This is a genomic window from Lentibacillus amyloliquefaciens, from assembly GCF_001307805.1.
Classification (GTDB): Bacteria; Bacillota; Bacilli; order Bacillales; family Amphibacillaceae; genus Lentibacillus; species Lentibacillus amyloliquefaciens.
The window spans coordinates 1,339,941-1,353,792 of record NZ_CP013862.1; the positions used below are offsets into that span (position 1 = coordinate 1,339,941).

Below are 13,852 nucleotides of genomic sequence, written 5' to 3' on the forward strand. Positions count from 1 at the left end.
CCAATCAGGGTCACCTCATTTTTATTTCCATCCATTAAGTATAGCAAAAATGCCTAAATCACAGAAATAATGTTCACTAACAAAAAATGACTACCAAATTAATCTGCAATTTGATAGTCATTTTTGCTAACAATTTTAATGTTTGTGACAGGTCACGGAATGCTTTAGGTTAAGAGGATGCTTTTTCGTTTTTTGGCAAATAAACATGAAACACTGATCCTTCACCCGGTCCACTGTCAACCGAAATTGTCCCGTCATGAACATCCACAATATGTTTGACAATTGCCAGACCAAGCCCTGTTCCGCCGGTGTTCCGGCTTCGTGCTTTATCAACACGATAGAAACGTTCAAATATTCTCGGTACAGCCTCCTCAGAGATGCCGATTCCATCATCCGATACCCGGATATGAACATTTTCACCCTCATCTGAAACTTTCAAGTTGACAGCACCCGTTTCAGCTGTATAACTGATTGCATTTGACAGCAAGTTTATGAGGATTTGTTTAACAAGTTGAGCCTCAGCTTCAAACGTGATTTCATTTTCAACATCAGTTCGTAATGCAATACCCTTCTGTTCTGCACCCTGTGTAATAATCGGAAGCACTTCATCAACCAGACTATTAACATCAACCGTTGTTTTCACCAGTTTGAAATCGTCTTTTTCCAATCTGGACAGCTTTAATAAATCCTCGAGCAGATCCTGTAGGCGTGTGCTTTCATCATGAATAATCGTTAGGAAATGATGCAGTGAATCTCTATCATGCATCGCACCATTCAGTAATGTCTCAGCAAAGCCGCTGATTGACGTGACCGGAGTCTTCAGCTCATGTGAAACGTTAGCTACAAAATCTTTGCGCATCAGTTCCAGCTTTTTCAAATGCGTAATATCATATAATAACAGGACGACGCCTTTTGGCATATTACGTTCATTGAATATAGGCGCACCGATAATTTCAATATATTTTTTGTCCACCCCAATAAACTGCGTAAATGAATGGGTAATATTTTTCTCATACAGAAAAGCTTCCTGAACAGTTTTGTGAATCGTTTCGTTTTCCAGAACATCATAATATAAATAACCATGATAATTACGATATTCTCCGCCAAAAAGGGAAATAAATTTTCGGTTCACCAGATGTATGTAGCCTTTTTCATCAATCAGAACCAGCCCGCTTTGTGTATTATCGATGACAGTTGAAAGCTGTTCTTCCTGTACCTGTTCCTGTATTTTAAATTCACTCACGTTTCGCGCCAGAACATTCAGTTTATCATTGAGCTCACCAATGATTCCGCCTGTCGAATGATGAACGCGCGCACGATAATTGCCTTTAATAAACTCATCAACTGTTTGGGAAGCTTTTTTAATCGGTTTCATAAATTTATCATAAATGTGCAGCAACATAATAATAAGCATGAAATATTCGACAGCTAAAATCGATAATAGGATGATGTATTCAGTTGTTATTTGGCTGATAACAAGGCCGGTCACCACGACCAATACAAAAAGGCCGGTGTGATAGACCAACAGTGGTTTTGTAAATAATGGTTTCATACTTTCGGTCGCTCCAATTTATACCCGAGGCCTCTGACAGTTTTAATATATGTTGGCTTTTTAGTATCAGGCTCAATTTTTTCACGCAAATGGCTGACGTGAACATCAACGATCCGCGTGTCTCCTGCAAAGTCATAATTCCATACTGCGCTTAAAAGCTTGTCCCGGGATAATACGATTCCTTTATTAGAAACAAAATAATATAAGAGTTCGAATTCCTTTCGAGTAAACATCAGCCCTTCGCCATTTATTTCAGCTTCATACCGGTCAGGATAAATGGTTAAATCGCCAACCTGCATGGATATGCCGGGAGATTCCTCTGCCTTAATCGAACGGCGCAGAATCGCCTTAATTCGGGCTACAACTTCCTTTGGACTGAAGGGTTTTGTTAAATAATCATCGGCTCCCAGTTCAAGCCCCAATATTTTATCGATTTCATCATCCTTTGCCGTCAGCATCAAAATCGGTGTATCGATTTTATTTGATCGTAAATGCTTACATACTTCCGTTCCGTCCATTTCAGGCAGCATCAAATCAAGAATAATTAAATCAAAGTCGCCTTCTTCAGCTTTTTGAACTGCTTCGAGGCCATCATAAGCAACATCTGTTTCAAAACCTGCCTGTTCCACATTGAACTTAAGCAACGTCACAATTGATGCTTCATCATCAACGATCAGAATTCGCTGTCTCATTCACAATCCTCATTTCTATGACAATCTCTACTAATCTCATCATACACCGAAATGAAGGTGATGTGAACAGAATGAAATGTAAAGAAAAATTTACAATATCCATAAACTGCGACGTACTTTAAATAATACCGCTCCGGAAATACACGCCGCGCACCTAAGGGCGGCTGGTGAGCCTCCTCGTGCTTGTCGCACTGCGGGGTCTCACCTATACCTCCCGTCCCGCAGGAGTCTCCGTGTATTTCCTACGCTGATGTCGCGCTTTATAATCTCATTATTTTAGAGCTTAACTAAACTTCTCTTGTGAATGTTGATTGGAGTGGAGGGCAGTCGACTCCTGCGGGAAAACGGGCAGCTGAGACCTGAGCAGGAAGCGCTTTTTGCTTCCGAGGAGGCTGAAGCGTTGCCCTAAGGTGCGCGACTGTCCGGAACGGAAATCAACATAGCACTTACGTCGCATTTTACATCAATAGTGTATCAAAATTCACAAAAGAAGCATGGGGTTTAAAAGAAATTTTCCAATGAACTTCCAGTGAGTAATTCGGGTTCATAAGCAGGACGGACATTAAGTTTTCCCTGCAAAACTGCATCTCCACTATGATCATAACCTTTGACTGACAATGTTACTTCATGATGATCCACATCAATCGCGATAACTTCAAGTGTGAATGTGACTTCATTATAATGAGATACTGGTTTGGGAAATGTCATCTCGTGTTGGGTGATATGGCTACCGGGGCCTGGAAGATGCATGGAGACGATGGACGAAACCATTCCAAAAAGCATAACAGATGGAACAACAGGCTGTTTGTATGGTGTCTGTGTTGCATAGTCATGCTGAATATAAAGAGGGTTAGCATCATTCGTCAACCCTAAATATAATAATAAATCTTTATCTTTAATCAGTTGGGATGCCGTATATGAGTCACCTATTTTTAGATCGTCAATTTTTTTGCCCAATTTTCTCTTTTGGCCAAGCATTTAATCACCTCCGATTAATGTAAGCGTTTTCCATTATATCATAAATTATATGTATTTTGTTATTTTCTAATCATTCAAAGTGATTGCTATCTTATATTCTATTGTTTAATGGAAGCGAATCAAAGCCAATAAAATGAAAAAGCTTCTTTTTACCTTAAGGCAAAAAGAAGCTTTTCTGCTGATAAAACACTTATTTTTTAATCCATATTTTTGATGAGTTCATCACCGAACTCGGAAGTTTTCACTTCCGTTGCTCCGTCCATCATACGGGCAAAGTCATATGTTACGACTTTAGAAGCGATTGTTTTGTCCATTGCTTTTGTGATAAGGTTGGCTGCTTCTCTCCACTCAAGATGTTCTAACATCTCCACAGCAGAAAGAATAACCGATGATGGGTTTACTTTGTCCATACCTGCATATTTAGGTGCTGTACCATGCGTTGCTTCAAAAATAGCATGGCCTGTATCATAGTTGATATTCGCTCCTGGTGCGATACCAATTCCACCGACTTGTGCTGCCAATGCGTCGGAAATATAGTCACCATTCAGGTTCATGGTAGCAACAACATCAAACTCTTTTGGACGAGTGAGAATCTGCTGCAGGAAGATATCCGCAATCGCATCTTTGACTAGAAGCTTACCGGCAGCAACTGCTTCATCCTGAGCTTTATTGCCTGCATCCTTGCCGTCTTTTTCAACAATCCGGTCATATTCAGCCCATGTAAAGACTTTATCACCGTATTCCTGTTCAGCAACTTCATAGCCCCATGCTTTGAAGGATCCTTCAGTAAATTTCATAATATTACCTTTATGGACTAACGTAACACTCTTACGTCCTTCATTCAGCGCATAATTGATAGCAGATCTTACAAGACGCTTCGTTCCCTCTTCTGAAACTGGCTTCACACCGATTCCGGATGTTTCAGGGAAGCGGATATTATTGACGCCCATTTCACTTTGAAGGAAGTCAATGACTTTCTTGACCTCATCCGATCCTTTTTGCCACTCGATACCGGCATAGATATCTTCTGTATTTTCTCGGAAGATAGCCATGTCAACATCTTCCGGATTTTTGACAGGTGAAGGAACGCCAGTGAAATACTGCACGGGACGAAGACATGCGAACAAGTCCAGCTCCTGACGCAAAGCCACGTTCAGTGAACGGATCCCGCCGCCGATTGGTGTTGTAAGCGGCCCCTTAATTGCGATTTTATATTCATTAATCGTTTTAAGTGTTTCATCCGGAAGCCATTCACCCGTTTTATCATAAGCCTTTTGTCCGGCATAAACTTCCTTCCAGTCAATTGCTTTTTCGCCATTATATGCTTTATCAACGGCAGCCTCAATTACACGGCGAGCTGCAGCCCAAATGTCCGGGCCAGTCCCATCGCCTTCAATAAATGGAATAATTGGACGATTTGGCACATTCATTTTCCCATTATTCTCAACAGTAATTTTTTCCCCTTGTGTCATTGAAAATACCTCCTAGTCATCTACATTCATAATAAGTTTATCATATTATATAGTGAAACTTCATTCAGCAGGTGATTTTTCCTGCCGAATACTCATTATCTATCCTCGGCTGGAACGTACTGCTGTGTTTGAGGACCAACATATTCGGCACGCGGACGAATCAAACGGTTATTGTCGTATTGCTCCAGGATATGTGCAATCCATCCGGCCATACGGCTTGTTGCAAAGATTGGTGTAAACAAGTCATGGTCAATTCCCAGACTGTGATAGACAGAAGCTGAATAGAAGTCCACATTTGCAGGTAAACCTTTTTCTTCTTTTATGAAATCTTCAATTTTCACAGACATATTATACCATTTTGACTGCCCGGTAATTTTAGTCAATTCTTTAGACATTTCTTTCAAGTATTTGGCACGCGGATCGCCATTTTCATACACACGATGGCCCATGCCCATGATTTTTTCTTTGTTGGCAAATTTTTCTTTAATATATGGAATAGCATTTTCTTCATCGCCGATCTCTGTCAGCATTGCCATTACACGCTCATTTGCACCGCCATGCAACGGTCCTTTCAATGCACCGATTGCAGCGGTTATTCCGGAATAAATGTCTGACAATGTAGCCACACAAACACGTGCTGTAAATGTTGAGGCATTCAGTTCATGATCTGCGTGCAGTATGAGCGCTTTATTAATTGCTTCTTCTTCTGTATCCTGTGGTTCCTCACCGTTCAGCATATATAGAAAATTAGCTGCATAGCTTAAACCTTTCTTTGGTTTAACAGGATCTTTTCCTTTGCGGATACGTCCGAATGCTGTCACAATCGTGGCGACTTTGGCCTGAAGACGGATGGCCTTTCGTTTATTCGCAGCTTGATCCATTACATCTGCTTCCTCATCATGCAAGCCCAGGATCGATACTGCAGAACGTAATGCCGCCATTGGATGTACAGTTGATAAATCATATGAACGCAAATGCTCGATAACTGCTTCCGGAATTTCCATTTCAGAAACAAGATCAGCTTTAAATTCATCCAGTTCCGACTTTGTCGGGAGCTTCAAATTCCACAGAAGATAAACAACTTCTTCAAAGCTGGAATTCTCTGCCAAGTCATCAATTGTATACCCAACATATGTAAGTTGGTCATCGATAATTGAACTTATGGACGTTTCTGTTGCGACAATCCCTTCTAGCCCTTTTGCTGAAGCCATAACAAACCCTCTCCTTTTTCTATGAATTTGTTCATTAACTTAGGATAAAAGTAATCACTCATTACATTTGACAATATTTCAACAAATAACATTGTCATCCCCACGCTCAATTATAAAGTAAATTTTGCCTAATGTGAATTGAAACCGATTAAATTCAGCAATATTTTTGATTTGTGAAGATACTTTTTGTGTTTGTTTCTACTTTTCAGGCACTATTTTGCTGGTCAATGTCTATTTTTCCGTTCTCTGTCATAAATCATTTAGTACAAGTCTTAATGTTGCGGGTGGGTTCAATTGGACAAACAAAAATTTTATCAATGTCTCCGGCTCTGCCTGGTCATTCTATCATTGATATGTGTCTATTTACTCATGAAGTATACGGTTTCATTTCTATTCCCTTTTTTACTTGCAGTTATTCTGTCATTGATTTTGAATCGTCCAGTGACCTTTTTGGAAAAAACATTCAAATTCCCCCGGGGTATTGCGGTATTCATTATGCTATCAGTTACTGTTACAACCATTATCGGATTAATTATACTGATTCTTTCCGAGTTGATTCATGGAACGGCCTATTTGGCAGAAGTTGTTCCGAACCATTTCCGTTCTCTCATTTTTATAGCAGAAAATTTCATTGATGAGCAACTTATGCCGTCATATCATAACCTTGTTTCTTTTTTTCATGCGCTCAATCCGGAACAACAGGAGAGTATTAACACAAATATCAATCAAATCATGCAACAATTTGCATCATTCGGTGCGGACGTTATCAGTCATCTTTTGCATTTAATCCCCCAAACCATAGCATTGCTGCCTCGTTCTATCAGTATGTTTTTGTTTACTGTCATGGCTGCTTTTTTTATAACAAAGGATTGGGAGTCTTTGATTTGGCATATAAAAAAAAGGATCCCGAAAAATATACTCGATACCAGTTTTGCGGTTCAGAACCATTTACGCAATGCTCTTTTTGGATATATTCGGGCGCAATCTGTTCTTATTGTGATTACCTCATTGACAATCCTGATCGGACTTCTAATCTTTCAGGTTGAATATGCGTTAACCATCTCACTGTTGGCTGCATTAGCTGATTTGCTGCCATTTTTCGGGACAGGCATCATTTTTGTTCCATGGATTCTATATCTTTTTTTAACTGGCGATTACGTACTGACAATTGCTATAACAGTTTTATATATGATTGTCGTTATTCAGCGCCAGCTTCTTGAACCTAAAATCGTTTCCGGCAATGTGGGCGTGAATCCGCTTTTTGCATTGCTGGCTTTGTTTATCGGATTTCAGATATGGGGAGCTATCGGCTTCTTTATTGGTCCACTTCTTTTGTTCACAGTAAATGCGTTTTTTCAGGCAGGTATTTTTCACCAAATAGGGCATTTCATTAAGAACGGCTGACTCATCATCTGCGGTATATGATCATATTTCTGTCTGCTCGTTTACGCAGGTATTTTTCAATCATCCGTTTAAACGGGCCGCGGGTGAATGGCAGGACTAAAATAAATCCAATTATATCTGTAATAAACCCGGGCGCAAAGAGCATGACGCCACCGATAAAAATACAAATCCCATCCATCAGCGCCCATCCCGGCGGCTGTCCATTATTTATCGCATTCTGAGCTCTTTTCCATGCTTCAAATCCTTCTTTTCGGGCAAGTGAGACACCTGCCACCCCGGTAAATATTATGAGTGCAACAACCCACCATGGGCCGATAATACCCCCTGCCCAAATAAACACCCCTATCTCAATAGCGGGTATAATGATTAATCCAAGTAATAGCCACCGCATATAAGGTACCCCTTTCAACTGAAAGAAATTGGCCGAAGAGACCGAATTCCTTTTTTCAGGCTCTTTTCACATTCATAGTTGCTTTTTAGATATAAAGTGCGACTTTGCTCTGTCATTAGCGGAAACAGCCAGGATATTACAGCACCCTGGCATGTCCTTTGTATATGTCACCTTTTGCCCCGTCAATGGTTATATCCGTTCCATCCTGAATTTTATCATATATATCTTTAACACCAACGATGACCGGTATTCCAAGACTCAGGCCAACAACTGCCGCGTGGGAAGTAAGGCCGCCTTCTTCCGTGACAATGCCGGCTGCTTTTTCGACAGCTTCCATCATGTCACGGTCTGTGCCATACGTCACGAGGATATCATTTTCATTCACCTTTTCAATTGCTTCAGCGGCATTTTGGACAACGGCTGCTTTTCCATATGCACTGTTGCGGCCTATTCCTTGTCCTTTAGCCATCACATCTCCTATTACGTGGACCTTCATCAAATTGGTTGTCCCGCTCTCGCCTATTGGCACACCTGCTGTAACAATAACTCTGCTGCCACGGTCAAACAGATTGGTACTCAATCCTTCATCAATGGCAATATCGAGCATGTCATCAGTTGATTCCGCTTTGCTCCCCATAACTGCATGCACGCCCCACACGAGTGCCATTTGACGATTAACACTTTCGTGATACGTTACGGCAATAATAGGAGCTTCCGGACGATATTTCGAAATCATTCTGGCCGTATGCCCGCTCTCTGTCGGTGTAATAATTGCACTCACGTCCAAATTCATAGCGGTATGCGTGACTGACTGGCTGATGGCATCTGTGATGGTCATATCAACCGATTTCGAACGGTTATCGAGAATATGTTTGTGATTCAATGCCGTCTCCGTCTTTAAGGCAATATTTCTCATCGTCTCCACTGATTCCACTGGATACTCACCAGCAGCCGTTTCGCCTGAGAGCATAATCGCATCGGTACCGTCAAAAATTGCATTAGCCACGTCAGATGCTTCTGCTCGGGTCGGTCTCGGATTCCGCTGCATTGAATCAAGCATTTGTGTTGCAGTGATAACTGGTTTGCCGGCCGTATTACATTGGCTTATTAATTCCTTTTGAACAAGCGGGACATCTTCAGCCGGGGTTTCAACACCCAGATCGCCTCTTGCTACCATAAGACCATTGCTTACTTCCAGAATCGATTCAATGTTATCGATTCCTTCCTGATTTTCGATCTTTGGAATAATCTTAATGTGTGTTGCCTGTTGTTCTTCAAGCAATTCCTGGATTTCCAGAATATCAGAAGGACGCCGGACAAATGACGCGGCGATAAAATCCACATCTTGTTTGATGCCAAACTCGATATCCCCGGCATCCTTCTCTGTAATACCAGGCAAGTTCACGCTGACATTCGGTACATTCACACCTTTTTTATTTTTGATGGTACCTGAATTTAACGCTTTTGTTTTCAATTCACTATTTTCTTTATCCACTTCAAGTACTTCAAGCTCAATTAAGCCGTCATCAAGCAAAATTTTTGAACCCTTTTGAACGTCATTAACCAATCCGCCGTACGTAACGGAAAAACGTTCAGCGGTTCCTTCCACCTCATCCATTGTGACATGCACAACACTGTCTTTTACAATCTCGGCTTCACCTTCCCGGAAGGTGCCTGTTCTAATTTCAGGACCCTTTGTATCGAGAAGAATGGCAATCGTTTTGCCTGTCTCTGCAGCTGCCTGACGGATATTTTGAATTCGTCTTTCATGTTCGTCGAAATCACCATGAGAGAAATTCAGGCGGGCAACATCCATCCCGGATTCAATTAATTCTGTCAGGGTCCCGACAGATTCAGAAGCAGGACCAATAGTGCATACAATTTTAGTTTTACGCATTTCCGGTGCCTCCTTAAATCATCAAATCGAAAGTTCTTTGGACAATTGGTACATATTTAAATCAATCGTATGTTTTTTCTGCAAAATCTCAGAGATATCATGATTGACTAATTGATTATTTTGGATACCAGCGATTTTCCCTGCCTTTCCATCAAGCAGTAAGTCGACAGCCTCTGCTCCGAGCCGGCTGGCGAGCACACGGTCGGATGCAGTTGGAGACCCACCGCGCTGGAGATGGCCGAGCACTGTTACACGGGTCTCTAAATCAGCTGTTTCTTTTATTTTTTCAGCATAATTAAATCCGTTGTCCACACCCTCAGCTAAGACAATAATACTGTGTTTTTTTCCACGTTCCTGTCCCCGCTTCAACCTTTCGACAACGTCATGGAGTTCGTCTTTTTTCTCAGGTATCAGAATGCTTTCTGCGCCATCGGCAAGACCGGCCCATAAAGCCAAATCACCTGCATTCCGGCCCATTACTTCAATAATAAATGTCCTTTCATGAGATGAGGCGGTATCACGAACTTTGTCAATCGCTTCAATGACCGTATTCAACGCGGTATCAAACCCGATTGTAAAGTCCGTCCCCGCAATGTCGTTATCGATCGTGCCCGGTATACCGATGCAAGGATATCCTTTTTCCGTAAGCTTTACCGCCCCGCGAAAACTTCCATCACCGCCAATAACGATTAATCCTTCAATTCCATGTTTTTTCATCTGCTCGATACCTTTATTCTGGCCCTCGTCTGTTTTGAACTCTTTGCATCTGGCAGAATGTAATATCGTACCGCCGCGTTGAATAATATCCCCGACAGACCCGATATCCATTTTTTCAATATTGCCTTCTATCAGGCCCTGGAAGCCATTTTTTATGCCGTATACTTCGATATTATTAAAAATCGCTTTCCGTACCACTGCACGTATAGCGGCGTTCATGCCGGGTGCATCACCGCCGCTGGTCAAAACACCAATTTTCTTCATACTGTCACCTCTAATCTATCGCTGTCGCACAGCATAGCTGTACTTGCTCTCTATGCCAAACTTTATGGTCACTACTACCAAGATAATTGTAAACAAAATAAATATCAATTAATTTACCGGCGGTGCAGTTTCGAGCAGCAGTATGTATGCACTTAAATACATGAGCACAAGGAATGCTTCCCCGAATCCGCATCGCACGTGAGCATTAGTGGTTTTATTTTCCAAGGAGCGGAGAAACAAACCAACCAGAAACACCGACGTGTCATTTTTACCGGGCTTTTTGACCAACCTCTGGAAGTTTAAAAGAGGCTGACCATGTCAACCTCCGCACTACAACTGCTTGTAATCACCTATATTGTTATATTTTTCCCATCTTTGTTCAAGCAATTCGCCAGCAGGAATATCGATCAGTTCGTTGAGCGACTGTTCGAGCACAGCGTCAATATTTTCAGCTTGTGATATCACATCACGATGTGCACCGCCCCTTGGTTCCGGTATGATCTGATCGATAATCTCCAGCTGCTTCAAATCATAAGCGGTAATCATCATATTTTCAGCTGCTTGCTGTGCCAGGCCGGAATCCTTCCACAATAATGCCGCAGCCCCTTCAGGAGAGATCACTGAATAAGTGGAGTTCTCCAGCATATGAATCCGGTCACCAACACCCAATCCAAGAGCACCGCCGCTTCCGCCTTCACCAATCACAATACAGATAATCGGAGTTTTAAGACCTGCCATCTCCATCAGGTTCCGGGCAATCGCTTCACTCTGGCCCCGTTCTTCAGCAGCTTTTCCGGGATATGCTCCTTTGGTGTCAATAAAACACACAACAGGCCGGTTAAATTTCTCTGCCTGATACATATGCCGCAATGCCTTCCGGTAGCCTTCTGGATGAGGCATGCCAAAGTTACGGCGAAGATTTTCCTTCGTATCTTTCCCCCGCTGGTGCCCGATAACGGTAATTGGATTGTCCTTATAAAACGCAACACCGGAAACGATCGCTTCATCATCTCCATATAAACGATCACCATGAAATTCAATGAAGCTGGTAAATAATTTCTCAATATAATCCAGTGTCGTCGGACGTTCCTGATGCCGTGCCATTTGGACGCGCTGCCATGGTTGAAGATTGCCGTATATATCATTTTCCAGCACTTCCAGCCGGTTTTCCAGGGTATTGATTTCTTCAGATAAATCGACGTCACTATCGCTGGTAAATGTCTTTAATTCAGCGATTTTTTCTTTTAAATTAACAATCGGCTTTTCAAAATCCAGTACTTGCTTCATGAAATTCCCCCGCCTTTCTGATGCATGGCAAATAAAGTTGCAAGCAGGGTTTTCATCTCATGACGATGAACCACTTTATCGAGCTGTCCATGTTTCAGTAAAAACTCAGCCGTCTGAAAGTCTTCAGGCAGATCCTCATTGATTGTTTGTTCGATAATCCTGCGGCCGGCAAAACCTATTAGAGCACCCGGTTCAGCAAAGTTATAATCACCGATCGATGCAAAACTTGCCGATACACCACCTGTTGTAGGATGTGTCATCATAGAGATCATCAAACCGCCCGCTTCAGAAAACCGCTTCACAGCTACAGACGTTTTGGCCATTTGCATCAGGCTTAAAACACCTTCCTGCATTCTAGCGCCGCCCGAAGCAGTAAAAATAATGAAAGGGAGAGAATGCTCATTGGCGTTCTCAATTGCTCGGGCGATTTTTTCACCCATTGCGGAACCCATACTGCCCATCCGGAAACTGGAATCCATGACACTGCAAGCAATCATTTGACCGTCAATCAACCCTTTCCCGGTTACAACACCTTCATTCAACCCTGTTTTTTGACGGTCTTTTTCTATTTTTTCTTCATATCCGGGAAATTGCAACGGATTCGTGCTCGTAAGCTGCTTGTCCCATTCCTCAAACGTTCCTTCATCAAATAAGTATTCAATCCGCTCCCAGGCTGTCAATGGATGATGATAATCGCAATTTGGACAAACATTAAAGTTCTTGTTCATCTCTTTCCGATAATAGATTTTACGACAGTTTGTGCATTTCTTCATTAACCCTTCCGGAATATCAAGTTTGCTTTGTTCACTTGGAATGGTAGCATATTTTCTTTTCTTGCCAAAAAAATCTTTGAGCAAGGGTATTCCTCCTTTATTACACGGGGCAAGCTTAACACTGTTTCATATACTGCAATAAACCGCCTGTTTAGAAAACTTGGTTTATCACCAAGCTTCAATGACGAAAACCATAGTTGCACTTATACAGTAAGGGCTGGAACATAATTAAAACGGTAATTTTAAAGACGAACAATACACTACTTTAGCGAAGGAAATATACAATAACTCCTGCGGGACGGGAGACTAATCAGCCGCCCTAAAGTGCGCGAAGTATATTTCCGTAGCGGATTATATGCACCAACCATAATTCTAAATTAGTTCGGATTTTTCTTTAATAAAAACACTTTTATCCCAACTCCTACCTACCAAAAAGTGCTGCCTTATTTTCCAGCGGCTGGCAGTCCATAAAATAAGTCTTCTATGTTTTTGAAGTTATTATTTTCATATAGCTTTACAAGTTGCTGATAAAACGATTGATCATACGAAAGACTTGAAATGGTATATGAAAATTCATCCATCAGCTGCCAAACTTTAGCAAACAGCAGATTATCTGTTTTATAAAATAAGTATTGAAAAAAAGCGACATGTTTCTCATCATTGCTTAATGCAGTATCATGAATGATTTCCTTCAAATTTTCAATATCAGCATTATCAATATGTGAATAGGCTATACGCGCAGCTTCTTTTTCGATGATTTTTTTGGCAAATAACAGATCATTCCGTGTATTCGCTCCTTGCATAATAAATGACGACAGCACTTCTACCGAATGAAACGGACGGTATTGGCTTAAAAATGTTCCTTCTCCATGTCTTGTTTCAATCAAGCCCAATAATTCCATCGCCCGCAACGCTTCCCGAATAGAAGAGCGTCCTGCTTCCAGTTTTTCTGAAAGCTCACGTTCAGAGGGGAGCTTATCACCCGGCTTTAACGCATGTTCATCAATATACTTTCGAAGCTCGTGTAAAATACCCTGATATACTTTTTGTTTTGGTGAGATGGACACAGCCGGCGTCACTCCTTTTGCCGGTTCTCAGGAATGAAGAAGCATCACTTGAACATGACGCTTCAACTTAAGACAACCGGGCTTTCATCTCGTTTTAACTTTAAACATGCCGGACAAATTTATCCCGCATGTAACTGGCAGTAAATG

General features: G+C 41.6%; 12 protein-coding genes. 1 reads left to right on the plus strand and 11 read right to left on the minus strand.

Features of this window, described 5'->3' with window-relative positions; all coding sequences use genetic code 11:
* Positions 1-169: 169 nt before the first annotated feature.
* The 5 genes from pnpS to citZ form a co-directional block, all read right to left on the minus strand.
* Positions 170-1,552: a two-component system histidine kinase PnpS gene (gene pnpS, locus AOX59_RS06785; RefSeq protein WP_068443671.1), complete on the minus strand. Its 1,383-nt coding sequence runs from the start codon at positions 1,550-1,552 to the stop codon at positions 170-172.
* Positions 1,549-2,244, minus strand: coding sequence for a response regulator transcription factor (locus tag AOX59_RS06790; RefSeq protein ID WP_068443674.1), 696 nt, complete (start codon positions 2,242-2,244; stop codon positions 1,549-1,551). Before AOX59_RS06790 ends, pnpS begins: the two co-directional genes overlap by 4 nt.
* Positions 2,245-2,745: 501 nt before the next feature.
* Positions 2,746-3,222 (minus strand): MaoC/PaaZ C-terminal domain-containing protein, encoded by a 477-nt coding sequence (locus tag AOX59_RS06795; RefSeq protein ID WP_068443678.1) that lies wholly within the window; start codon positions 3,220-3,222, stop codon positions 2,746-2,748.
* A gap of 197 nt (positions 3,223-3,419) precedes the next feature.
* On the minus strand, positions 3,420-4,694 hold the full coding sequence (gene icd, locus AOX59_RS06800; RefSeq protein ID WP_068443680.1) for an NADP-dependent isocitrate dehydrogenase: 1,275 nt from the start codon (positions 4,692-4,694) through the stop codon (positions 3,420-3,422).
* 95 nt (positions 4,695-4,789) lie between these two features.
* Positions 4,790-5,905, minus strand: a complete 1,116-nt coding sequence (gene citZ / locus AOX59_RS06805; RefSeq protein WP_068443683.1) for a citrate synthase — start codon at positions 5,903-5,905, stop codon at positions 4,790-4,792.
* A gap of 294 nt (positions 5,906-6,199) precedes the next feature.
* On the opposite strand from citZ, the gene ytvI reads away from it, so the two are divergent.
* The gene (gene ytvI / locus AOX59_RS06810; protein ID WP_068443686.1) at positions 6,200-7,309 is read left to right on the plus strand and encodes a sporulation integral membrane protein YtvI; all 1,110 of its coding nucleotides are present in this window, start codon (positions 6,200-6,202) and stop codon (positions 7,307-7,309) included.
* A gap of 4 nt (positions 7,310-7,313) precedes the next feature.
* Here the strand turns inward: ytvI and AOX59_RS06815 are convergent, their stop codons facing one another.
* The 6 genes from AOX59_RS06815 to AOX59_RS06845 form a co-directional block, all read right to left on the minus strand.
* Complete coding sequence (locus AOX59_RS06815; RefSeq protein WP_068443689.1) at positions 7,314-7,700, minus strand: FxsA family protein; 387 nt, start codon at positions 7,698-7,700, stop codon at positions 7,314-7,316.
* Between the two features lie 136 nt (positions 7,701-7,836).
* Positions 7,837-9,597 carry a pyruvate kinase gene (pyk, locus tag AOX59_RS06820; protein WP_068443693.1) on the minus strand — a complete coding sequence of 587 codons (1,761 nt, stop codon included), beginning with the start codon at positions 9,595-9,597 and terminating at the stop codon, positions 7,837-7,839.
* Between the two features lie 21 nt (positions 9,598-9,618).
* Positions 9,619-10,578 (minus strand): 6-phosphofructokinase, encoded by a 960-nt coding sequence (gene pfkA, locus AOX59_RS06825; RefSeq protein WP_068443696.1) that lies wholly within the window; start codon positions 10,576-10,578, stop codon positions 9,619-9,621.
* A gap of 330 nt (positions 10,579-10,908) precedes the next feature.
* The gene (locus AOX59_RS06835) at positions 10,909-11,865 is read right to left on the minus strand and encodes an acetyl-CoA carboxylase carboxyl transferase subunit alpha (protein ID WP_068443701.1); all 957 of its coding nucleotides are present in this window, start codon (positions 11,863-11,865) and stop codon (positions 10,909-10,911) included.
* Positions 11,862-12,722, minus strand: a complete 861-nt coding sequence (gene accD, locus AOX59_RS06840; RefSeq protein WP_068443702.1) for an acetyl-CoA carboxylase, carboxyltransferase subunit beta — start codon at positions 12,720-12,722, stop codon at positions 11,862-11,864. Before accD ends, AOX59_RS06835 begins: the two co-directional genes overlap by 4 nt.
* A gap of 359 nt (positions 12,723-13,081) precedes the next feature.
* A complete protein-coding gene (locus AOX59_RS06845; protein ID WP_068443706.1) occupies positions 13,082-13,705 on the minus strand; it encodes a FadR/GntR family transcriptional regulator in 624 nt (207 codons plus the stop codon).
* Positions 13,706-13,852 lie beyond the last annotated feature (147 nt).